Origin of the sequence: Ponticoccus litoralis (assembly GCF_039769985.1) — a bacterium.
Taxonomy (GTDB): Bacteria; Pseudomonadota; Alphaproteobacteria; order Rhodobacterales; family Rhodobacteraceae; genus Ponticoccus; species Ponticoccus litoralis.
On the sequence record NZ_JBDNCH010000002.1, the window covers coordinates 2190972 to 2212888 of the forward strand.

Sequence of the window (21917 nt, forward strand, 5' to 3'; positions counted from 1 at the left end):
AGCGGCGTCCGCGCCGCTTACATGTGCCCCTAGTTTTCCCCGAACGCCGCCCGATGCTGGAAAACGCGTCGAGGCGGCGTTTGTCATAACAGAGAGATCCGCATGGTATCCGCAGCAGAGCAAATGGCCGCCAACACAAGCTGGGCGGCGCTTGGCAAGGCAACCGACCTGCGCAACCGAATCCTGTTTACGCTTGGCCTGCTGATCGTCTACCGGCTGGGGACCTTCATCCCCGTTCCCGGCATCGACGGCGCCGCGCTGAAGGAATTCGTCGACCAGGCCTCCAGCGGCATCGCGGGCATTGCCTCGATGTTCACCGGCGGTGCGCTGGGACGCATGGGGATCTTTGCTCTGGGCATCATGCCCTACATCTCGGCCTCGATCATGGTGCAGCTTCTGACGGCCATGGTGCCGCAGCTCGAGCAGCTCAAGAAAGAGGGTGAGCAGGGGCGCAAGAAGATCAACCAGTACACGCGTTACGGCACCGTGGTGCTGGCGCTGATCCAGTCCTACGGCCTGGCCGCCTCGCTGGAAGCGGGCGACCTCGTGACCGATCCGGGCTGGTACTTCCGCGCGTCCTGCATGATCACGCTGGTCGGCGGCACCATGTTCCTGATGTGGCTGGGCGAGCAGATCACCGCCCGCGGCGTCGGCAACGGCATCTCGCTGATCATCTTCGTCGGCATCATCGCCGAGGTTCCCGCCGCTCTGGCGCAGTTCTTCGCCTCGGGTCGCTCGGGCGCCATCAGCCCCGCCGTGATCGTCGGCGTGATCGTGATGGTGGTGGCCACCATCGCCTTTGTCGTCTTCATGGAGAGGGCGCTGCGAAAGATCACCATCCAGTACCCCCGCCGTCAGGTCGGCATGAAGATGACCGAGGCGCAGTCCTCGCACCTGCCGGTCAAGGTCAACCCGGCGGGCGTCATCCCGGCGATCTTCGCCTCGTCGCTGCTGCTGCTGCCGATCACGATCTCGACCTTCTCGGGTTCCGACGCGGGTCCGATCATGTCGACGATCCTCGCCTACTTCGGACCGGGCCAGCCGCTCTACCTGCTGTTCTTCGCGGTGATGATCGTCTTCTTCGCCTATTTCTACACCTTCAACGTCTCGTTCAAACCGGACGACGTGGCGGACAACCTGAAGAACCAGAACGGCTTCGTGCCCGGCATCCGGCCCGGCAAGCGGACGGCGGAATACCTTGAATACGTGGTGAACCGCGTGCTGGTCCTTGGCTCGCTCTACCTGACGGCGGTCTGCCTGCTGCCAGAGATCGTGCGGAACCAGTTCGCCATTCCGTTCTACTTCGGCGGCACCTCGGTGCTGATCGTGGTGAGCGTGACCATGGACACGATCCAGCAGGTTCAAAGCCATCTGCTGGCGCATCAATACGAAGGTCTCATCCAGAAATCGCAGCTGCGTGGTAAGGGTGGCAAGGCACGGAAGAAAAGAGGGGCACCGGCGCGTCGATGAATATCATTCTTTTGGGACCGCCGGGGGCGGGCAAGGGCACGCAGGCCGCGAAACTGGTCGAAGAACGCGGCATGGTGCAACTGTCCACCGGGGACATGCTGCGCGCCGCCAAGACTAGCGGGACGGAAATGGGCAAGCGCGTGGCCGAGGTCATGGACCGCGGCGAGCTTGTCACCGATGAGATCGTCATCGGCCTGATCCGCGAAAAGCTGGAAGCGGGCGGGGCGTCCGGCTTCATCTTCGACGGTTTCCCCCGCACGCTGAAGCAGGCGGATGCGCTGGGTGAGCTTCTGGCAGAGGTCGGGCAGACGCTGGATCACGTCATCGAGCTGCGGGTCGAGGACGAGGCGCTGGTGCACCGGATCGTCAATCGCGCCGAAGAGGCCCGCGCCGCGGGTCAGCCGGTGCGCGCCGACGACAACGAAGAATCGCTGCGCACGCGTCTTGCGGCCTACTACAAGATGACCTCGCCGCTGGTCGGCTACTACTACGCCAAGGGCCTTTACAGCCGCGTCGACGGCATGGCCGCCATGGACGAGGTCAAGGCGCAGATCGCGGCAACACTGGACGCCTGAGGGCGCCGGGCCGGGGCCGGGGGCGGCAGGGGTTGACGCCTCGTCGCAAAACCCGTACGCACCCGCATCTCCGTCGGAGAATCAATCCGTGTGGCGGGTCGCCCCCGCCGCGCAGATCACCTGACAAGCTTGGGCCCGCAGGCAGACGCCTCGGGCCTTCGGTTGTGAAAAAAGGGCCTGGAGTGACGGGCTCGCAACGAAAGGAACAGAGACTTGGCACGTATTGCCGGCGTCAACATCCCGACCAACAAGCGCGTCGTGATTGCGCTTACCTACATCCACGGCATCGGTCCGGCGGTCGCAAAGGAAATCTGCGAAGCCACCAAGATCGACGCCGCGCGTCGCGTCAACGAACTGTCGGACAGCGAAGTCCTGCAGGTGCGTGAATACATCGACGCCAACCTGACCGTCGAAGGCGACCTGCGCCGCGACACCCAGATGAACATCAAGCGCCTGATGGACCTTGGCTGCTACCGCGGCCTGCGTCATCGTCGCAACCTGCCCGTGCGCGGTCAGCGCACACACACCAACGCTCGCACGCGCAAAGGCCCCGCGAAGGCCATTGCCGGCAAGAAGAAGTAAGGGAGGGTTCGACCTATGGCACGCGATACTCGCCGCGCTGGCGGCAAGAAAAAGGTCTCCAAGAACATCGCCGCTGGCGTTGCTCACGTGAACTCGACCTTCAACAACACCAAGATCCTGATCTCGGACGTGCAGGGCAACGCGATCTCGTGGTCGTCCGCCGGCACCATGGGCTTCAAGGGCTCGCGCAAGTCGACGCCCTACGCCGCCCAGCTGGCTGCGGAAGACGCGGGCAAGAAAGCCCAGGATCACGGCGTGAAGACGCTGGAAGTCGAAGTGCAGGGCCCCGGTTCGGGCCGCGAATCGGCGCTGCGCGCGCTGGCTGCCGTCGGCTTCAACATCACGTCCATCCGCGACGTGACGCCGATCGCACACAACGGCTGCCGCCCGCCGAAGCGCCGCCGCGTCTGATCGCACCTGATTACCGGACGAGGCGGGGCCCTGTTGCCCTGCCTCGTTCCGTCGTTTCGAAACCTCGGGCGTCTGTCCCTATCGGACATGGGGGACGGGCTGGTATGGAGGGAATTGCATGATCCACAAGAACTGGGCCGAATTGATCAAGCCGACACAGCTGGAGATCAAGCCCGGCGCCGACCCGTCCCGGCAGGCCACTGTCATCGCCGAACCGCTGGAGCGCGGCTTCGGTCTGACACTCGGCAACGCGCTGCGCCGCGTGCTGCTGTCCTCGCTTCAGGGCGCGGCCATCACCTCTGTGCAGATCGACAACGTCCTGCACGAGTTCTCCTCGGTGGACGGTGTCCGCGAGGACGTGACCGACATCATCCTGAACCTCAAGCAGGTCTCGCTGCGGATGGAAGTCGAAGGGCCCAAGCGCCTGTCGGTTTCCGCCAAGGGCCCGGGCGTCGTCACCGCCGGTGACATCTCGGAAACCAATGGCATCGAGGTTCTGAACCGCGATCACGTGATCTGTCATGTGGACGAGGGTGCAGAGGTCTACATGGAATTCACCGTGAACCTCGGCAAGGGCTATGTCTCGGCTGACAAGAACAAGCCCGAAGACGCCCCGATCGGCCTGATCCCGATCGACGCGATCTACTCGCCGGTGAAGAAGGTCGCCTACGACGTGCAGCCCACCCGCGAGGGCCAGGTGCTGGACTACGACAAGCTGACCATGAAGATCGACACCGACGGCTCGATCACGCCCGAGGACGCCGTGGCCTTCGCCGCGCGCATCCTGCAGGATCAGCTGTCGATCTTCGTCAACTTCGACGAGCCGGAATCGGCCCAGCGTCACGACGACGACGACGGTCTGGAGTTCAACCCGCTGCTGCTGAAGAAGGTCGACGAGCTGGAGCTCTCGGTCCGTTCGGCAAACTGCCTGAAGAACGACAACATCGTCTACATCGGCGACCTGATCCAGAAGACCGAAGCAGAGATGCTGCGCACCCCGAACTTCGACCGGCAAGTCCTTGAACGAGATCAAGGAAGTGCTGTCGGGCATGGGTCTGCACCTTGGCATGGACGTCGAGGACTGGCCGCCGGACAACATCGAGGATCTGGCCAAGAAGCTGGAAGACTCGTTCTGAGAAAGGTGGGTTGAAAACCCACCCCACGGCGAGGCGGCAACGCCTCGTCCCGGGCATCCGCCCCAAGGAGAGCCGGTGACACGCATCGCCGGACTGACAAAGCAAAACCGCCCGTAGAGGGCACCCATTGGAGAAAGACACATGCGTCACGCAAAAGGCTACCGCCGCCTGAACCGTACCCACGAGCACCGCAAGGCCCTGTGGGCGAACATGGCGGGCTCGCTGATCGAGCACGAGCAGATCAAGACCACGCTGCCGAAGGCCAAGGAACTCAAGCGCGTCATCGACAAGCTGATCACGCTGGGCAAGCGCGGCGACCTGCACGCACGCCGTCAGGCCGCATCGCAGCTGAAGCAGGACATGCACGTTGCCAAGCTGTTCGAAATCCTCGGCCCGCGCTACGCCGAGCGTCAGGGTGGCTACTGCCGCGTCCTGAAGGCCGGCTTCCGCTACGGTGACATGGCGCCCATGGCGATCATCGAACTGGTCGACCGCGACACCGACGCCAAGGGCGCTGCCGACAAGGCCCGCCTGGCCGCCTACGAAGACGCCGACGAATAAGACTTCGGGGCCATCGCCCCAGCAGAAAGGCCCCCGCCATCTGGTCGGGGGCCTTTTTCGTTTCGCGGCTGTCGGTCTATTCGCCGGACATTTCTCGCTGTCGCATCGGCATCCGGTCGATGGTGCGGAAAAGATCCTCGGGCGCGACCGGGCTGTCGGCGCGCAGCTTCACACCGCCGTCCTTGCCGATCAGGACAAGGGTGAAACCCTCGACCTTCAGCCGCGCGCGCAGCGCCTCGCTAGATCCGGGCTCCGCATCGCCGAACACGGTGATGTCGCGTTCTTCCAGCCCGGCGCGGGCCTTTCGAAGCAGGGCCAGCTGTGCGCGGTAGGCGGCATTCGCCGGGTCGTCTGCAAAGACCAGCACCGGGCGCGCCCGCCATTTCAGGGCGTCCAAGGCGCCGCCTTCCGCATCCAGTTGCCGAAACAGGCCACCGTCAGACATGGCCGGGCCGGTGGCCAGCGCGGTGGCGCAGGCGAGGGCGGGCAGCAGGCACACCCTCGGTCGAGCCCGGCCCACCACCGCCCGTGATGCCCGTCGAAGGGCCGTCACGCCGCATCCAGCTCCTTTTTCACAAGACTCTCGATCTTGGCGACCGGGTGGTTGGTCAGCGTCTTCGGCACCTCGGCGATGATCTTGTCAGTGACCTCCTTGTGCAGCGCCTCGCGCAGGTCGCCCAGGACCTCGGGCGAGGCCACCAGCACCAGCCGGTCGAAGGCCCCCTTGTGCGCCTCGGCATAGAGGTGGTCGGCAAGATCCGCCGCAAAGCGCTCTTTCGCCAGCTCATGCCAGTCGGTGTCGTCGAGGGCAGACCGCTGCCGCACGCCGGTGTCGTTCATGCGCCCGGGCCGGTTGGCCGATTGCGCGCGGTCCGAGGGGTTCTCCTGCTCCTCTTCGTCGAAAACGTCGAGGTTGGGGTCGTCGTGGTCGGTCAGGTTGCGCAGGAACAGCGCCTTTTCGCTGTCCGTCACCACCACCCAGGTTCCCTGCTTCAGTTCCACCATGGCCTGATCCTCCTTACGATCCTGATTTTTCTTCGGACTTTCGAACCCGGGTCACGCCGGGCCGGTCCTGTTCCGCGCGTTTCTTCAGGTCGCGCGTTCCGACCTGCCGTTCCACGCCGCCATCGGCGCGGCCCTGCTGCGCGGGTGTCTTTTCAGGGTCGGTATAGGCCTTTGTCTCTTGGCGACCGTCCTGCGATCTGTGGCGCTCTGCCATCTGATGCCTCCTGACATTGTGCGTTCCTGTCTGTCAGGATCAACGCGCGAGGCCCCCGGCCGTTCCCCCTGCGGCTTGAAAGGCGCGGCCCCGGCGGGCATATCAGGACGCATGTCACGAAGGGGGACCCCATGCGCATTCTGACGGCCTGCCTGCTTGTCCTGCTTGCCCTGCCCGCCGCGGCAGAGACCGGCGTGCCGCAATCGCAGGCCGAGGTGCAATTGAGCTTCGTGCCGCTGGTGAAAGAGGCGGCGCCCGCCGTCGTCAACATCTACGCCAGCCGGGTGGTGCAGACCCGCAGCCCCTTTGCGGACGATCCCTTCTTCAACAACTTCTTCAACGAGTTCCAGTCCCGGCCCCGGGTGCAGAACTCGCTGGGGTCGGGGGTGATCCTGTCCGCCGACGGGATCGTGGTATCTAACTACCACGTGGTCGGTCAGGCGACCGAGATCCGCGTGGTGCTGAACGACCGGCGCGAATATGCGGCAGAGGTGCTGCTGGGCGACGAGGAATCGGACCTTGCGATCCTGAAGCTCGAAGACGCCGCTGACATGCCCTTCCTGCCGCTGCGCGACAGCGATACCGTCGAGGTCGGCGAACTGGTGCTTGCCATCGGCAACCCCTTCGGCGTCGGGCAGACCGTGACCTCGGGGATTGTGTCGGGGCTGGCACGCTCGGGCACGGCGACGGGCAATGCGCGCGGTTACTTCATCCAGACCGACGCGGCGATCAACCCCGGCAACTCGGGCGGCGCGCTGCTGGACGTGACGGGGCACCTCGTGGGGGTGAACACCTCGATCCTGACCCGCTCGGGCGGCTCCAACGGCATCGGCTTCGCCATCCCCTCGGCGCTGGTCGCGCAGTTCGTCGATCAGGCCAAGGCCGGAGAGACCCGCTTTCAGCGCCCCTGGGCCGGGCTGACCGGCCAGCCGGTGGACGCGGACCTGTCGGGCAGCCTTGGCCTGCGCCTGCCCGGCGGCGTGGTCATCGCCGATCTGCACCCGGAAAGCCCCTTCGCCAAGGCCGGTCTGGGGGTGGGCGACGTGGTGCTGGCGGTGGACGGCCAGCCGGTGAACACGCCGCCAGAGATGCTGTTTCGCATGTCGATCCGCGGAGTGGGCCACATGGCGCGCGTGACCTATGCCTCGGGCGGCGAGGAACACGAGGCCGAGGTCGCCATGATCGCCCCGCCAGAAGTGCCCCCCGCGCCGCCGTCAGCCTTGGCGAGGATGCGGTGCTGCCGGGGCTGGCGCTGTCCCGGGTGAACCCGGCGGTGGCGGCGGACTACGGCCTGCCGATGGATGCCGAGGGCGTGCTTGTCACCGATCCCGGCCCCTGGGGCGCCCGCGCGGGCCTGCGCGAAGGGGACATCCTGCGCAGCATCAACGGCACCGCGATCGAGGCACCCGCCGATGTCGACCGCGCCCTGCGCCGGGCCGGCCCCCGTGTCGCCATAGAGGCAGAGCGCGGCTCGCCGGCGCCTGCTGCTGCGCTTCCGGGTCTGAGCCTTGGCCGATCTCTTCGACACCGGCACGCCCGCCCCGCCGCCCGCGAAATCCGCCCCCCGCCCGCTGGCGGACCGTCTGCGCCCGCAGGCGCTGTCCGAGGTCATCGGCCAGCAGCAGGTGCTGGGCCCCGATGCGCCGCTGGGGGTGATGCTGGCCTCGGGCTCGCTGGGCTCCATCGTCTTCTGGGGGCCGCCCGGCGTCGGCAAAACCACCATCGCACGCCTGCTGGCGGATGCCACCGACCTGCATTTCGTCCAGATCAGCGCGATCTTTTCGGGCGTGCCGGAACTGCGCAAGGTCTTCGAGGCGGCCGTGATGCGCCGCGCGAACGGGCAGGGGACGCTGCTCTTCGTCGACGAGATCCACCGCTTCAACAAGGCGCAGCAGGACAGCTTCCTGCCGCATATGGAGGACGGGACGATCCTGCTGGTCGGGGCGACCACGGAAAACCCCTCGTTCGAACTGAACGCCGCCGTGCTGTCGCGCGCGCAGGTGCTGGTTCTGGAACGGCTCTCCGAGGCCGACCTCGAACGCCTCGTCCAACGCGCCGAGCAGGAGCTGGAGCGCCCGCTGCCGCTGGACGAGGGCGCCCGCGCGGCGCTGCTGGAAATGGCCGATGGCGACGGGCGCGCGCTTCTGAACCTCGTGGAGCAGGTGATGTCGTGGCGTGTCGCCGACCCGCTCGACACCGTCGCCCTACGCACCCGGCTGATGAAGCGCGCGGCGCAATACGACAAATCCGGCGACGGGCACTACAACCTGATCTCGGCGCTGCACAAATCGGTGCGCGGTTCCGACCCGGACGCGGCGCTCTACTGGTTTGCCCGCATGCTGGAGGCGGGCGAGGATCCGCGCTTCCTCGCCCGCCGCATCACCCGCATGGCGGTCGAGGACATCGGCCTCGCCGACCCGCAGGCCCAGACCCATTGCCTGGATGCCTGGAACACCTATGAACGCCTCGGCTCGCCCGAGGGCGAACTGGCGCTGGCGCAGGCGCTGGTCTACATAGCGCTGGCGCCGAAATCGAACGCCGTCTACGTGGCCTACAAGGCGGCGCGGGCGGCGGCGAAGAAGACCGGTTCCCTGCGCCCGCCGAAACACATCCTGAACGCGCCGACCCGGCTGATGAAGGATCAGGGCTACGGCGCGGGCTACGCCTACGACCACGACGCCGAAGACGGCTTCTCCGGGCAGGACTACTTCCCCGAGGAGATGCGGCGCGAGACCTTCTACGACCCGGTCGATCGCGGCTTCGAACGCGACATGCGCAAACGCGTCGACTACTTCGCCAAACTCCGCACCCAGAGACAAAAGACCTGACCCCCCGGTTTCTTCTGTCCGGAAATATCCCGGGGGGAGGCCGCAGGCCGGGGGCAGCGCCCCCTGCCGCCGCCGCCGCCCTCCGCCGCCGCCCCGTGCCTCGTGTCCCGGACCCTCGTGTCCTCGGCCCCGGCCCGCCGCCACGACCCGCCACAGGCCCGGCCCCCGCTGCACGACCCGCCCAATCTTGACATCTTCCCCGCCACAAGCGACACGCGCGCCATGACACCCGTCCTGCAAGTCGCAATCGGAGGCGCGCTTGGCGCCTCGGCCCGGTATATGACCGGGGTCGCGATGGCGCGCCTGATGGGCAAGGGCTTTCCCTGGGCCACATTGACGGTGAACGTCGTCGGATCCTTCGCCATGGGCGCGCTTGTCGTGCTGCTGGCGCATCTCGGCGGCAACCGCTGGGCGCCCCTGCTGATGACCGGCGTGCTGGGGGGCTTCACCACCTTCTCGGCCTTCTCGCTGGACGTGGTCACGCTTTACGAACGCGGCCAGACCGGCGCCGCGGCGGGTTACGTCGCGGTTTCGGTCCTGGCCTCCATCGCCGCATTATTCGCAGGCATGAGCCTTGCAAGGGGACTGACATGAGCCGCGTACAGACCGTGACCGTGGGGCCGGGAGACGGCGACCAGCGCCTCGACCGCTGGCTCAAGCGCCTCTTCCCGCAACTGGCGCAGGGGCGCATCGAAAAGATGTGCCGCAAGGGCGAGATCCGCGTCGACGGCGCCCGGGCCAAGGCCTCGACACGGCTGGAGATCGGCCAGCAGGTGCGCATCCCGCCGCTGCCCGAACCGGGGCAGGTGGTCGCGCAGGCCAAGCCCAAGTCCTCGGTCGCGGTGACCGACGCCGATGCCGAGATGATGCGCGCCGCCGTCCTGTGGAAGGACGACCACGTCATCGCGCTGAACAAGCCCCCGGGCCTTGCCACGCAGGGCGGCAGCGGCCAGACCCGTCACGTCGACGGGTTGTCCGAGGCGCTGACCTTCGGCATGGACGAGAAACCGCGCCTCGTGCACCGGCTGGACAAGGACACCTCCGGCGTGTTGCTGCTGGCGCGCAGCCGCGCCGTGGCCAAGGGCCTGACCGAGGCGATCCGCCACCGCGAGACGCGCAAGATCTACTGGGCGCTCGTCGCCGGTGTGCCCACCCCCTACCTTGGCGAAATCAAGTACGGGCTGGTCAAGGCGCCGGGTCACGGCAGGGGCGGCGAGGGCGAAAAGATGCGCGCCATCCATCCCGCCGAGATCGAAACCACCCCCGGCGCCAAGCGCGCCCATACGCTTTATGCCACGCTCTACCGCGTCGCCAGCCGCGCCGCATGGGTGGCGATGGAGCCGGTGACCGACCGCACCCACCAGCTGCGCGCGCATATGGCAGAGATCGGCCATCCGATCATCGGTGACGGCAAGTACGGCGGCTCGGGGCAGGAAAACCTTGGCGACGGCTGGGGCGCACAGCTGGGCGGGGTGATCTCGCGCAAGCTGCACCTGCACGCCCGCACCATGGCCTTTCTGCACCCGGTGACCCGCAAGCCGGTGACGATCCACGCGCCGCTGCCGCAGCACATGGCCGACAGCTGGCAGACGCTGGGATGGGAAGAGGATTATGCCGACGAAGACCCGTTCGAGAAGCTGGAGATGACGCTGAAACTGGTGATCTTCGACGTCGACGGCACGCTGGTCGACAGCCAGTGCGGATATCCTGGCCTCGATGGGGGCGGCCTTCGCCTCTGAAGGGCTGGCGCGGCCCTCGCGCGAGGCGGTGCTCGGCATTGTCGGGCTTTCGCTGCCCGTGGCCATCGCCCGCTTGCGGCCCGACGATGCCGATCCGGCGGAAACCGCCCGCATGGTCGAGGCCTACAAGGACGCCTACCTTGGCCGGCGGGTGGTCGGCGGGCCCGAGGCCTCTCCGCTGTTTCCCGGCATCCCGGCGCTGCTGGACCGGCTGTCGCAGCGCGACGACCTGCTTCTGGGCATCGCGACGGGCAAGTCGCGGCGCGGGCTGTCGGCGCTGCTGGACGGGCACGGGCTGGCGAAACGTTTCGTGACGACGCAGGTGGCGGACGATCATCCGTCCAAGCCCCACCCGTCGATGATCTTCACCGCGCTGATGGAGGCGGGGGTCGAGGCCGCCGATGCCGTCATGATCGGCGATACCAGCTACGACATGGACATGGCGCGTGCCGCCGGGGTCCGCGCCATCGGCGTGACCTGGGGCTATCACCGGCCCGAGGCGCTGACGGCGGCAAGCGCCCTCGTCGCCGACTCCGAGGCCCTGGGCCGCGCCATCGACGCCTTTGCAGGAGCCACGGCATGAGCGAATGGGCCCCGAAACGCTTCTGGAAAGAGGCAGACGTGAAACCCGAGGGGGAGGGCTGGACCGTCACCCTGGACGGTCGCGGCATCAAGACCCCGGCGAAGACCGCGCTTGCGGTCCCGACAGAGGCGCTGGCCCGCGCCATTGCCGAGGAATGGCAGGCGCAGGAGGAAAAGATCGACCCGGGCACCATGCCGTTCACGCGCATGGCCAATTCGGCGCTCGACAAGGTGCTGCCGCAGCGCGCTGCCGTGGCCGAGATGCTGGCGGCCTACGGCGACAGCGACCTGCTGTGCTACCGGGCAGAGGCGCCGGACGAGCTGGTGGCCCGCCAGGCCGAGCGCTGGGATCCGCTGCTTGTCTGGGCCGACGAGATGTTCGGCGCCCGCCTTGCCCCCCGGGCCGGGGTCATGCACGCGGCGCAGGACGCCGCCGCGCTGGACCGGCTTGCGCGCGAGGTGCAGGCCCAGCCGCCCTTTGCCCTTGCGGCCTTCCACGACCTCGTGGCGATCTCGGGTTCCTTGGTGTTGGCGCTGGCGGTGATCCACGGCGCCCGCAGCCCGGCTCGAGGCACTGGGATCTCTCGCGCCTTGACGAGAGCTGGCAGGAAGAGCAGTGGGGCGTGGATGAAGAGGCCGCCGAGGCTGCCGCTCTCAAGCGCGCCGAATTCCTGCATGCGGCGCATTTTCACGCGCTCTCAACGGCTTGAACTGCCGTATTCGATACGGATAAATGACTGCCCGGGCGGGCTCTGCGCTTGACGCCTCAGCAGGAATCCGCCCACACTGCCGACACGTCGGGAGGCGGCGACCAGGCGGGGCAGGATGCCCCGTTCAATGTCCGGTTGCCCCAGGCCCCGGGGCCGCCCAAGCCGCCAGAACGCCGGAATAGAGAAGGTTGATGCTGAAGACCCCTGCTTTCCTCGCCCTCTTCCTGGCCGCCCAGGCGGCCGGAGCCACGACCCTAGACGAGGTCAAATCCCGCGAGACGCTGAACTGTGGCGTGAACGCCGGCCTGGCCGGATTCGCCTCGCGGGACGATGCGGGCAACTGGACCGGCTTCGACGTCGGTTTCTGCCGTGCCGTCGCGGCGGCGGTGCTGGGCGATCCGCAGGCGGTGACTTTCGTGGAAACCACCCCGCGGTCGCGCTTTACGCTGCTGAACGGCGGCGACGTCGACGTCTTGTCGCGCAATACCACCTGGAGCTTTGCCACCGACGTCGAGTTTCAGGTGAATTTCGCCGGGATCGTCTACTATGACGGCCAGGGCTTCATGGTGCCGAAGTCGCTGGGCGTCAGCTCTGCCACCGAACTGGCGGGCAAGTCGATCTGCGTCCATTCCGAGACCACCTCGGCGCTGAACATGCGCGAGTATTTCACCCGCCTCGGCATGAGCGTGGAACCGGTCGCGGTGGCGACCACCGCAGAGGCGCAGGCCAAGTACCTGAGCGGCGAATGCGACGTCTATACCTCGGACGCCTCGCAACTGGCCGCGATTCGCGCCACCTTCGAGACACCCGGCGACCACGTGCTGTTGCAGGACATCATCTCGAAAGAGCCGCTGGGGCCGGTGGTCCGCCACGGTGACGACCGCTGGGCCGATATCGTGCGCTGGGTGCTGAACGCGCTGATCTCTGCCGAAGAGCTGGGCGTGACCTCGGCCAATATCGACGAGCTGATGCAGGGCACCAACAACCCCGAGATCGACCGCCTGCTGGGCACCACCGGGCGGCTGGGCGACATGCTGGGGCTGGATGCCGACTGGGCCGCGCGGGCGATCAAGGCGGGCGGCAACTACGGCGAGCTGTTCGCCAAGCATATCGGCGAGAAGACCCCGATCGGCCTGTCGCGCGGTCTGAACCTGCAATGGACGGAAGGCGGGCTGCTGTATTCCCCGCCGTTCCGCTGAGGGCCTGGGCTTACCGCGCAGACTTCCTTCGGACGCATCAGGTCGTGGCGTGGGCTCCGACAGATAGGGCTATGCGGCTGTTCGCGGACCGGTCAAGGCACGGGGCCAGTGCCGCAGGGCGCGGGCGGCTCTGGCTGCGCGGCGTGGCTTAGTCCGTCAGGTCCCGGGGCACGATGAAATCGACAAGCCGCCCGGTGCCCAGATGCAGCTCTGGCCAGTGGTCGATGTCGAAATCCGCGATCAGCGTGGCGCCGGTCGGATAGGCGTGAAAGCGCGGGTGATCGACCGGGCGTTCCATCAGTTCCGCGGCGAAATCCCCGATGCCGGGGTTGTGGCCAAGCATCAGAACGCGCTCGCCGGTTGCGCCTTTCAGAACGGCTTCCAGAACCGAGGAGGCGGCCAGATACAGCGTCGGGTCGAAGGTGGCCTGCGCCTTGATCTGCAGCCGGTCCAGCGTTTCGCGCGTGCGCATGGCCGAGGACGACAGCACCGCATCGGGCAGCTGGCCGTTCTGGCGCATCCAGTCGCCAAGCACGGTGGCGGCGCGCCGGCCCCGCGCGTTCAGCGGGCGCTCGTGGTCCTCTTGTCCGGTCTTCCAGTCGGACTTGGCATGGCGCATCAGGATCAGGCGTTTCATGGGCGCCAGTTTCGCATGAAGGCGGATTGGTGGAAAGCCGACTGCTCGGGCAGCCGGGCGAAATCCACGGCCACCGGGCAGGCGCGCCGCACAAGGCAGCCCGCGCGGCAGGCCTTGCCCGCGTCGCTGGCGATATGGGCCTTGCAGCGCGGCACGTCGTAGGGGTGATCGGGCGACAGGGCGCCGACCGGGCAGGCGGTCTCGCAGGGGCGCGCGCAGCGGGGGCAGGGCTGTGCCGGGGCGTCGGTGAGGGGCAGGCGGGCGGGCAGGGCCAGCGCCGCACGGTAGCTGATGAACAGCCCGGCCTCGGCCTGCACAAGGGGGCCGACCGGCGAGGGCCAGGCCGTGCCCGTGCGTTCGGCCCAGCGGATGAAGGGCGCATAGGGCGGCCCGTCAGAGGGGTAGAGCGCGGAGGCGCCGACCTCTTGCGCCAGCGCGTCGATCACCCGCCGCGACCAGCGGTCCAGCGGGTCCGGCGCGCCGTCGCGGTATTCCGGCGCGGCGGTGAAGATCGGCCAGAAGCGAGGCTCGTCCGGGCCGATCATGACGATGGTGCCGGTGCCCTCGGGCGCCCTGTCCGCCGCCTCGGGATGGAAGGCGCCGCGCAGGGCAAGGCCGCGCCCGCGCGCGGCCCCGGCCAGATCACTCAGCGTCACGCCGGGCGGTCAGCGAGGGCAGGTCCGGCTGCCGAATCATCGAGCCAGAGCCATGTTCCGTGAAGAGTTCCAGCAGGCAGGCGTTCGACACGCGGCCATCGACGATGACCACGGCCCGCACGCCTTCCTCCAGCGCCTTCAGGGCGGTTTCGGTCTTGGGGATCATGCCGCCCGCGATCACGCCCTCGGCGGTCAGCTTGCGGATGTCGTCGGGCACCAGTTCGGTCACCACCTCGCCGCTGCCGTCCTTCACGCCCGCCACGTCGGTCAGCAGCAGCAGCCGGTCGGCCTTCAGCGCGCCCGCGATGGCGCCCGCCGCGGTGTCGCCGTTGACGTTGAAGGTTTCCAGCGGGTCCATGCCGGTGGCCACCGGGGCCACCACCGGGATGATTCCCGCGGCGAAGAGGTCACGCAGCACCTGCACGTTCATCTCTATGGGGCGCCCGACGAAGCCCAGTTCCGGGTCGTCCGCCTCGCAGACCATCAGGTCGTCGTCCTTGCCGGACAGGCCCACGGCGCGCCCGCCCTCGTCCATGATCGCCTGCACGATGCGCTTGTTCACGAGGCCGGTCAGCACCATCTCGACCACCTCCACGGTGGCCTGATCGGTCACGCGCTTGCCGCGCACGAATTCCGATTCGATGCCCAGCTTGCCCAGCATCTCGTTGATCATCGGTCCACCGCCGTGCACCACCACCGGGTTCACGCCGACCTGCCGCATCAGCACGATGTCGCGGGCGAACTCGGCCATGGCATCGGCATCGCCCATGGCGTTGCCGCCGAATTTCACCACCACCACGGCACCCGAGTAGCGTTGCAGGTAGGGCAGGGCCTCTGACAGCGTCCTCGCGGTGGCTTTCCAGTCTTTGTTCATATTGCGCGGTCTCATCCGGTCGTTCCCCGTTCGGTTGCGGGGACAATGCCCCGCGCCGTCCGGGATTTCTAGAGGGGCCGGTCAGGTCAGCCCGGCGATGATGGCCCGCAGGGTCGCAAGCCCTTCGCCCTTCTCCGAACTCGTCAGCACCAGTTCCGGGTAGGCGGCCGGGTGCTTGGCCAGCTTCTCGCGGACCTGCGCCAGAACCTTCTCGCGGTCCTCGGGGTGGACCTTGTCGGCCTTGGTCAGCACCACCTGGAAGGTCACGGCGGACTTGTCGAGCAGGGTCAGGATTTCCTCGTCCACCGCCTTGATGCCGTGGCGCATGTCGATCAGCACGAAGGCCCGGCGCAGGCCGACCCGGCCCGCCAGATAGGCCTTCAGCAGCGCCTGCCACTTGGCCACCACGGCGACCGGCGCATTGGCAAAGCCATAGCCGGGCAGGTCGACCAGAAAGCGTTCGTCACCCAGTGTGAAATAGTTGATTTCCTGCGTGCGGCCCGGCGTGTTGGACGCGCGCGCAATCCCCTTTCGCCCGGTCAGCGCATTGATCAGGCTGGATTTCCCGACGTTCGAGCGCCCGGCAAAGCAGACCTCGGCGCGGTCGTCGGGGGGCAGGCCGTCCATGGCGACGACGCCCTTGAGGAAATCGACCTCTCCGGCAAAGAGCTTGCGGGCGGCTTCGCGCTCGGCCTCTTCGGGTTCTTCGGCAAGGGGGAAGGGCAGTTGCATGTTACAGGCGCTCCACGGGGTCGCCGGGGGCGATGCGCCCGCCCTCGATCACCTCGGCCCGGACGGTGAAGTCGCGGTGCCCCCAGGTGTCGAGCGCGGAAAGCACATTGGCATCGCGCGCCCCGGTTTCGGGGTTGTTATGAGTGGCAAGGCAGCGGTCGGTGCGCTCGCGGATTTTCAGGACGGTCGGGCCGACGCGGATCTCGCGGTCCAGCCAGTCGAATTCTTCCCAGGGGGCAAGGTTCTCGACCCACAGGTTGCAGCGCCAGCGGTGGATCGACAGCGCATGTCCGATGCGCTGCTCCACGGCGCGGTGCGAGGACAGGTTGCCCAGCGTGATCGAGGCGAAATCGCTGTCGGTGAAGCCGCGCTGCGCACCGCGCACCACCCGCACGGATTGCGCGCGGCTGGCCGGGATGAAGCCGCCGGCCCAGTCGATCAGCCTCTGGCCCTCTGTATCGGGGTTCAGGGTCAGGTCGTCGCGGTCGGGATGCGACAGGGTGACGGTGCCCGCCGCCTCGTCGGTGCGGGCGGTGATCGCCGCAAGCGCCGGAGCCTTGGAGCCGATCGAGAAGTTCCGGTAGCCGACCCAGTGCGAGCCATCGGCATCCGTCGCGTCGTGGGCCACCGCCCACAGCCGGTCCCGGGGCAGCGTCTGGCCCGGTTCCAGCAAGGCAGAAGCCACGGACTCGCGTCCGTGGCTCTTGATGGGGAAACGCCAGATCTGGTCAAGCCGGCCTGTCATTTGCTTCCCGGCTTGGAGGTCGAATTGGCGGCCTTGCCGTCGTCCTTCGCCTTCTTCTTGAAGCTGGACTTGATGTTGCCCAGGAGGTCCGGCTTGTAGCCGTGCTGGCGCATGATCAGGTACTGCTGGGTGAAGGTGATCAGGTTGTTCGCGATCCAGTAGACCACAAGACCCGATGCGAAGCTGCCCAGCATGAACATGAAGACCCAGGGCATCCATGCAAAGATCATCTGTTGCGTCGGATCGGTGGGCGCCGGGTTCAGTTTCTGTTGCAGCCACATCGAGATGCCCAAGAGCAGCGGCAGGATGCCGATGAAGATCAGCGCCATGAAGCTTTGCGGATCCGGCGAGGCCCAGTGGCAGCAGGCCGAAGAGGTTGAAGATAGAGGTCGGATCCGGCGCGCTGAGGTCCTGGAACGGCCCGAAGAAGGGCGCGTGCCGCAGTTCCAGCGTGACGAAGATCACCTTGTAGAGGCTGAAGAAGATCGGGATCTGCAGAAGGATCGGCAGACAGCCCGCGGCGGGGTTCACCTTTTCCTTCTTGTAGAGGCCCATCATCTCGCGCTGCAGCTTCTCACGATCGCCGCCGGTGCGCTCCTTGATTTTCTCCATCTCCGGCTGGAGTTCCTTCATCTTCGCCATGGAGGCGTAGGACTTGTAGGCCAGCGGGAAGAGGATCGCCTTCAGCAGCAGGGTCAGCGCGATGATCGCAAGGCCCATGTTACCGATGGCCGCGTTCAGCCAGTGCAGGACCGCGAAGATCGGCTTGGTCAGGAAGAAGAACCAGCCCCAGTCGATGGAATCGAGGAAGCGGTCGATCCCGGCCTTCTGGTACTCGCGGATGGTTTCCCATTCTTTCGCGCCCGCGAAAAGCTGGGTGGTGACGGATTGCTGTTCACCTGCCGCCAGCTGCATCGTGGGCAGCACGGCCTCGGCCTGGTAGATGTCGCGGCGGGCGTCGTATTTGGCCACCGACTTGAAGGGGGTGCCGCTGGCGGGGATCAGGGTGGTCATCCAGTAGTGATCGGTGAAGCCGACCCAGCCGGTCTCTTCGACCCGCTCGACCACGGCCTGCGCGCCCTCGGACTGCACCACGTCGAGGTCGGGCATGTTCTTGTACTTGGTCAGCTCAAGAATGCCGTCCGACATCTGCATCGCGCCTTCGTGCAGGATGAAGAAGTTCTTCATGTCGTCGGGTTCGCCATGGCGGGCGATGATGCCGTAGGGCGCCAGAGACACGGCATCGCCGCTGGTGTTCTCGACCGCCTGCGTGACGGTGAACATGAAGTTCTCGTCGATGGCCAGGGTACGGCGGAAGGTCAGGCCGGCGGGGCTTTCCCAGATCAGCGTGACCGGGCTGTCCACGGTCAGCGTCTCGCCGCTTTCCACGGTCCATTCGGTGTTGGCGCCGGGCACGTCGGCGGGCGTCAGGCCCGCGCCGGGGGCCCAGCCGTAAAGCGCGTAATAGGGGTTCGGGTCGCCCAGCGGGTCCAGCATCTGAACGATCGGCGAGTCGTCGTCGTTGGTGACGCGGTAGTCCTTCAGGCGCAGGTCGTCGATGCGCCCGCCGGTGAGCGAGATGGAGCCTTCGACGCGCGGCGTGTCCAGCGGCAGGCGCGGCGCTTCGACCGTGTCGACGGATTGCTGGGCCGGGGCCTGCGTGCCTTCGGCGCCGGGCGCCACGGTGGGGGCCTGGGCGACGCCGTCGATGGCGGCGGGGCCGTCGGTTTCCGTGGCGACGGGGGCGTTGGGGTCCTCTACCGGCTCGGGTGGCGGAAAGAGGAGGAACCAGGCGAGGATCACCAGGGCGCTCAGACCTGTTGCGAGCAGCAGATTCTTGTTCTGTTCGTCCATGTGGGCGGTCGCCTTTTCCCGTTCATACCTGTTCGAAAGTCACCGCTGGGTTCAAACGGTCCCGGCCCGAAAGGTCAAGGGGAATCCCCGCTGCGGGCGGGGGTGCGGCGCTTGGTTGCGGAGGGTTTCCGGCAATTGTGATGCCGCGAAGCCGCGTTTTCAGCGGGCCCGGCTGGCCGGATCGCGCGCTTTCGCGACCGGCGCGATGCGTTTCTGGTGTGGTTCGGGGGGGGGGGCAAGCTTGACCGGGCGCAGCTCTGGGGGGCGAGCCGGGGCGGGCCGGGCGATGGGCCTGCGAAGCGCAGCTGCGAGGCGGGGACGGGCCGATGGGCCGTGTCTAGCCGGTGCTGCGGCCCAGTTTCTGCGCCCCGGCGATGCGGGCGGCATGCTCCCGCGCCCAGTCGACCATCTGGTCGGCGGGCATCGGTCTGGCAATGCCGAAGCCCTGCACGTGGTCGCAGCCCAGTTGCGCCAGCAGGGCATGTTCGCCCACGCTTTCGACGCCCTCGGCCAGCGTTTGCAGCCCCAGCCGGTCGGCCATGCCCAGCACTGCGGCCAGCATCCTTTGCTGATCCTCGTCGCGGTCGACGCGGGTGACAAAGCTGCGGTCGATCTTCAGCCGGTGCACGGTGAAGCGGCGCAGCGAGGTGATCGAGGCATGGCCGGTGCCGAAATCGTCGAGGTCGATCTGGCAGCCGATCTTGCCCAGTTCGACGATGTTGCGGGCCACGATCCCCTCTGGCGAGGCCGCGATGACGGTTTCCAGCACCTCGATCCCAAGCCGCTGCGCCGTCAAGCCGAAGCGGTCAAGCTCCCACTGGATGCGCTGCACCAGCTTGGGGTCGCGCAGCTCGGCATCGGCGAAATTGACGCTGACGCGGGGCACGTCCAGACCCGCCTCGGTCCCAGCTGCGCAGGGCGGTCAGGGCGTGTTGAAGGATCACCTCGCTCAGCTGTTGCATCTTGCCGGACTCTGCCAGCACGCGGAGGAACTGCGCGGGCGGCACGATGCCGCGTTCCGGGTGTATCCAGCGGGCCAGCGCCTCGACCCCGCTGATGCGGCCCGTCGAGGTGCAGATCTGCGGCTGGTACCAGTGGCTGGATCTGGCCATTGGACAGGGCGCGCTGGATCTCGGACTGCAGGCTTTTCTGCTGCTTGTGGGCGCTGCGCATGTTCTCGGACCACGACCGGATGGCAGAGGGGCCGTTGGCGATGGCCTCGGTCAGGGCGATCTGGGCGGCCTCCAGCATCTGCTTGCCGGTCGCCGCCTCCTTCAGCCGGGCGCTGCCGCAAAAGCCGATGGAGGCGGCGAGGTAGCGCATCGCGTTGTCTATCGGGGCCGGTTCCTCCAGCGCGTTCTGGATGCGGGTCGACAGGTGCAGCAACGCCTCGAGGTCCAGCCGCAGCGAGGGCGCAAGCAGGACCAAGTAGCGCGCGTCGCCCATGCGCACGGCGGTGTCGTCGCGGCGCAGGGCATTGCGCAGCCGCGACAGGGTCAGGTCGCGAAAGGCGTCGGCGGCGTTTTCCCCGGCGCGCTGTCCGATTTCGGTGAGGCCGTCGACCTCGACCAGCAGGCAGGCGGTCGTCAAGGTCGCGTCGCGGGCGCTTTCCACCGCGGCCTGCGCAAGGTTGGTGGCGGTGATCGTGTTGACGATATCGCCCGGTCCCGCGGCCAAGCTGCCCTGCGCGGGGGCGGGGCGCCCCCGGCGATCATGTAGAGCAGGGGCGCCCCCAGCGCGGCGGCGACAAGCAGTGCCTCGCCCCCGATCCAGAAGGCCGCGAGGGCAAGGGCGGGAATGAAGGCAAGGACATGCGGGCCATGCAGCGCGCGCTGGACCGGCGCCCGAAGCGCGGAGAACCTGGACCATTGCCGAACCGTCATGATGCGTCCTTTCCCTTGCAGGTCAGGACAGTAGGCCCAAGCGGTAACCCGTTGATTAACGGCGGCGCCGCATTCTCGGTTCCAGGGTTAACCGCTGTCGCGCATCAGCCCGGCGAAATCGAACAGCTTGGGGTCCAGCATATGCGAGGGGCGGATGTTCATCAGGGCCTTGAACATGACCTGCCGCCGACCGGGGCTGTTCTTCTCCCAGCCGTCGAGAATCTGTTTCACCTGCTGCCGTTGCAGCCCGTCCTGGCTGCCGCAGAGGTCGCAGGGAATGATCGGGTAATTCATCGCCGTCGCGAATTTCTCGCAATCCGCCTCGGCCACATGGGCGAGGGGGCGATAGACGAACAGATCGCCTTCTTCGTTAACCAGTTTGGGCGGCATGGCGGCCAGACGCCCGCCGTGGAAGAGATTCATGAAGAAGGTTTCGAGGATGTCGTCGCGGTGATGGCCCAGCACGACCGCCGAACAGCCCTCTTCCCGGGCGATGCGGTAAAGATTGCCGCGCCGCAGCCGCGAACACAGCGCGCAGAAGGTCCGGCCCTGCGGGACCTTGTCCATGACGATGGAATAGGTGTCCTGATACTCGATCCGGTGCGGCACCTTCATGCGTTCGAGGAACTCGGGCAGGACGGTCGCCGGAAAGCCCGGCTGACCCCGGTCGAGGTTGCAGGCAAGGATCTCTACCGGCAGCAGGCCGCGCCACTGCAGCTCGTGCAGGATCGCAAGCAGCGTATAGCTGTCCTTGCCGCCCGACAGGCAGACCAGCCACTTCGGCGGCGTATCGCCCGGTTCGACCATGCCGTACTGGTCCACCGCCTCGCGCACGTTCTGCACAAGTCGCTTGCGGAGCTTCTTGAACTCGGTGGTCTTGGGCGCCCCGTGAAAGAGCGGGTGTATCTCGTCGGCATCGTCCAGCATGTGGCGGGGATACGGCCCCGCCACAGTCTGGGCAAGTGCTAACGCGCCTTCAGTAACGGAAGGGCGAAAGCGGCAGGCGCGGGTCGGCGGCCCGCCGCGGCGGCAGCCCGACGTCACGCCGGATATGGTCGTCCAGCGCGTCGACATCGGTGGGCGGGGGCCGCAGCGTCGGCGTATGGAACAGCGCGATGAGGGAAGCGGTCAGCACTCGCAGCGCGCCGTGCTGCGCGATGGTGGATTCGATGCTGGTGTCCGGCAGGGGACGGGGCAGAAGGTTATCGTTGAACATATATGTCCCGGCGCGCGACGGCAGCCGGACTCCTGTTGTGGATCGGATGGGAATCGACCGGACGCAGGGCTTCCCGGGCGGACGGATCGATGGTTCGGTTTGGAGAAAGGTCCGTGAGGCTCACGGACCGGGCGCGAAGCGGTTTAGCCCTGGACGGTTCGGCGGAAGCCGTTGCCCCAGGTCGCTTCGAAGGACGCCGCTGCTGCGGGGAGTTGTCGAATCATCATGGTAAGACCTCCCTTGTGTGCTGCGTGGGTCCGGGGATTGCTTAGCGGCGCATGCGCGAAAAAGCGATAATTTTGTTGCGA

General features: G+C 67.2%; 22 protein-coding genes and 5 pseudogenes. 13 read left to right on the forward strand and 14 right to left on the reverse strand.

Annotated elements, in window-relative coordinates:
• Positions 1 to 102: 102 nt before the first annotated feature.
• The 6 genes and pseudogenes from secY (at position 103) to rplQ (ending at position 4735) form a co-directional block, all read left to right on the forward strand.
• Positions 103 to 1470, forward strand: a complete 1368-nt coding sequence (gene secY / locus ABFB10_RS11840) for a preprotein translocase subunit SecY (RefSeq protein WP_347166671.1) — start codon at positions 103 to 105, stop codon at positions 1468 to 1470.
• Complete coding sequence (locus ABFB10_RS11845) at positions 1467 to 2045, forward strand: adenylate kinase (protein WP_347166672.1); 579 nt, start codon at positions 1467 to 1469, stop codon at positions 2043 to 2045. The genes secY and ABFB10_RS11845 overlap by 4 nt, the downstream gene beginning before the upstream one ends.
• Positions 2046 to 2258: 213 nt before the next feature.
• Positions 2259 to 2627 carry a 30S ribosomal protein S13 gene (gene rpsM / locus ABFB10_RS11850; protein WP_347166673.1) on the forward strand — a complete coding sequence of 123 codons (369 nt, stop codon included), beginning with the start codon at positions 2259 to 2261 and terminating at the stop codon, positions 2625 to 2627.
• A gap of 15 nt (positions 2628 to 2642) precedes the next feature.
• Positions 2643 to 3038 (forward strand): 30S ribosomal protein S11, encoded by a 396-nt coding sequence (gene rpsK, locus ABFB10_RS11855; protein ID WP_023851023.1) that lies wholly within the window; start codon positions 2643 to 2645, stop codon positions 3036 to 3038.
• Between the two features lie 118 nt (positions 3039 to 3156).
• Positions 3157 to 4174 (forward strand): annotated as a pseudogene (locus ABFB10_RS11860) (DNA-directed RNA polymerase subunit alpha).
• A gap of 141 nt (positions 4175 to 4315) precedes the next feature.
• A complete protein-coding gene (gene rplQ / locus ABFB10_RS11865; RefSeq protein ID WP_023851025.1) occupies positions 4316 to 4735 on the forward strand; it encodes a 50S ribosomal protein L17 in 420 nt (139 codons plus the stop codon).
• A 76-nt stretch (positions 4736 to 4811) separates the two neighbouring features.
• Here the strand turns inward: rplQ and ABFB10_RS11870 are convergent, their stop codons facing one another.
• The 3 genes from ABFB10_RS11870 to ABFB10_RS11880 are packed head-to-tail and all read right to left on the reverse strand — an operon-like array spanning position 4812 to position 5954.
• A complete protein-coding gene (locus ABFB10_RS11870) occupies positions 4812 to 5288 on the reverse strand; it encodes a DUF4174 domain-containing protein (RefSeq protein ID WP_347166675.1) in 477 nt (158 codons plus the stop codon).
• Complete coding sequence (locus ABFB10_RS11875) at positions 5285 to 5740, reverse strand: host attachment family protein (protein WP_347166676.1); 456 nt, start codon at positions 5738 to 5740, stop codon at positions 5285 to 5287. Before ABFB10_RS11875 ends, ABFB10_RS11870 begins: the two co-directional genes overlap by 4 nt.
• 13 nt (positions 5741 to 5753) lie before the next feature.
• Positions 5754 to 5954, reverse strand: coding sequence for a hypothetical protein (locus tag ABFB10_RS11880; protein ID WP_023851028.1), 201 nt, complete (start codon positions 5952 to 5954; stop codon positions 5754 to 5756).
• A 131-nt stretch (positions 5955 to 6085) separates the two neighbouring features.
• On the opposite strand from ABFB10_RS11880, the pseudogene ABFB10_RS11885 reads away from it, so the two are divergent.
• From ABFB10_RS11885 to ABFB10_RS11915, 7 genes and pseudogenes are all read left to right on the forward strand, one after another.
• Positions 6086 to 7459: pseudogene (locus tag ABFB10_RS11885) on the forward strand (trypsin-like peptidase domain-containing protein).
• Positions 7460 to 7462: 3 nt separating this feature from the next.
• Complete coding sequence (locus ABFB10_RS11890; protein WP_347166677.1) at positions 7463 to 8782, forward strand: replication-associated recombination protein A; 1320 nt, start codon at positions 7463 to 7465, stop codon at positions 8780 to 8782.
• Positions 8783 to 9004: 222 nt separating this feature from the next.
• Positions 9005 to 9376 (forward strand): fluoride efflux transporter CrcB, encoded by a 372-nt coding sequence (crcB, locus tag ABFB10_RS11895; RefSeq protein ID WP_347166679.1) that lies wholly within the window; start codon positions 9005 to 9007, stop codon positions 9374 to 9376.
• The gene (locus ABFB10_RS11900) at positions 9373 to 10521 is read left to right on the forward strand and encodes an RluA family pseudouridine synthase (RefSeq protein ID WP_347166680.1); all 1149 of its coding nucleotides are present in this window, start codon (positions 9373 to 9375) and stop codon (positions 10519 to 10521) included. The genes crcB and ABFB10_RS11900 overlap by 4 nt, the downstream gene beginning before the upstream one ends.
• Positions 10499 to 11104, forward strand: coding sequence for an HAD-IA family hydrolase (locus ABFB10_RS11905; RefSeq protein ID WP_347166682.1), 606 nt, complete (start codon positions 10499 to 10501; stop codon positions 11102 to 11104). The genes ABFB10_RS11900 and ABFB10_RS11905 overlap by 23 nt, the downstream gene beginning before the upstream one ends.
• Positions 11101 to 11813 (forward strand): annotated as a pseudogene (locus ABFB10_RS11910) (ATP12 family chaperone protein). Before ABFB10_RS11905 ends, ABFB10_RS11910 begins: the two are co-directional and overlap by 4 nt.
• Before the next feature lie 191 nt (positions 11814 to 12004).
• Complete coding sequence (locus ABFB10_RS11915) at positions 12005 to 13012, forward strand: amino acid ABC transporter substrate-binding protein (RefSeq protein ID WP_347166683.1); 1008 nt, start codon at positions 12005 to 12007, stop codon at positions 13010 to 13012.
• Between the two features lie 148 nt (positions 13013 to 13160).
• Here ABFB10_RS11915 and ABFB10_RS11920 read toward each other — a convergent pair whose 3' ends face one another.
• From ABFB10_RS11920 to ABFB10_RS11970, 11 genes and pseudogenes are all read right to left on the reverse strand, one after another.
• A complete protein-coding gene (locus tag ABFB10_RS11920) occupies positions 13161 to 13649 on the reverse strand; it encodes a SixA phosphatase family protein (protein ID WP_347166684.1) in 489 nt (162 codons plus the stop codon).
• Positions 13646 to 14305: a ferredoxin gene (locus tag ABFB10_RS11925; RefSeq protein WP_347166685.1), complete on the reverse strand. Its 660-nt coding sequence runs from the start codon at positions 14303 to 14305 to the stop codon at positions 13646 to 13648. Before ABFB10_RS11925 ends, ABFB10_RS11920 begins: the two co-directional genes overlap by 4 nt.
• Positions 14292 to 15179 carry an acetylglutamate kinase gene (argB, locus tag ABFB10_RS11930; protein WP_206565201.1) on the reverse strand — a complete coding sequence of 296 codons (888 nt, stop codon included), beginning with the start codon at positions 15177 to 15179 and terminating at the stop codon, positions 14292 to 14294. The genes ABFB10_RS11925 and argB overlap by 14 nt, the downstream gene beginning before the upstream one ends.
• Positions 15180 to 15260: 81 nt before the next feature.
• Entirely contained in the window at positions 15261 to 15911 is a 651-nt protein-coding gene (gene yihA, locus ABFB10_RS11935; protein WP_347166687.1) for a ribosome biogenesis GTP-binding protein YihA/YsxC, read from the reverse strand.
• Between the two features lies 1 nt (position 15912).
• Positions 15913 to 16656 carry an MOSC domain-containing protein gene (locus tag ABFB10_RS11940; RefSeq protein ID WP_347166688.1) on the reverse strand — a complete coding sequence of 248 codons (744 nt, stop codon included), beginning with the start codon at positions 16654 to 16656 and terminating at the stop codon, positions 15913 to 15915.
• Positions 16653 to 18510 (reverse strand): annotated as a pseudogene (gene yidC, locus ABFB10_RS11945) (membrane protein insertase YidC). Before yidC ends, ABFB10_RS11940 begins: the two are co-directional and overlap by 4 nt.
• Before the next feature lie 337 nt (positions 18511 to 18847).
• On the reverse strand, positions 18848 to 19396 hold the full coding sequence (locus tag ABFB10_RS11950) for an EAL domain-containing protein (RefSeq protein ID WP_347166689.1): 549 nt from the start codon (positions 19394 to 19396) through the stop codon (positions 18848 to 18850).
• A complete protein-coding gene (locus ABFB10_RS11955) occupies positions 19317 to 19622 on the reverse strand; it encodes an EAL domain-containing protein (RefSeq protein WP_347168002.1) in 306 nt (101 codons plus the stop codon). Before ABFB10_RS11955 ends, ABFB10_RS11950 begins: the two co-directional genes overlap by 80 nt.
• A gap of 151 nt (positions 19623 to 19773) precedes the next feature.
• Positions 19774 to 20379: pseudogene (locus ABFB10_RS11960) on the reverse strand (diguanylate cyclase domain-containing protein); the annotation flags it as partial.
• A gap of 101 nt (positions 20380 to 20480) precedes the next feature.
• Positions 20481 to 21320: a tRNA 2-thiocytidine(32) synthetase TtcA gene (gene ttcA, locus ABFB10_RS11965; RefSeq protein ID WP_347166690.1), complete on the reverse strand. Its 840-nt coding sequence runs from the start codon at positions 21318 to 21320 to the stop codon at positions 20481 to 20483.
• Between the two features lie 49 nt (positions 21321 to 21369).
• The gene (locus tag ABFB10_RS11970; RefSeq protein WP_347166692.1) at positions 21370 to 21609 is read right to left on the reverse strand and encodes a hypothetical protein; all 240 of its coding nucleotides are present in this window, start codon (positions 21607 to 21609) and stop codon (positions 21370 to 21372) included.
• Positions 21610 to 21917: the final 308 nt, after the last annotated feature.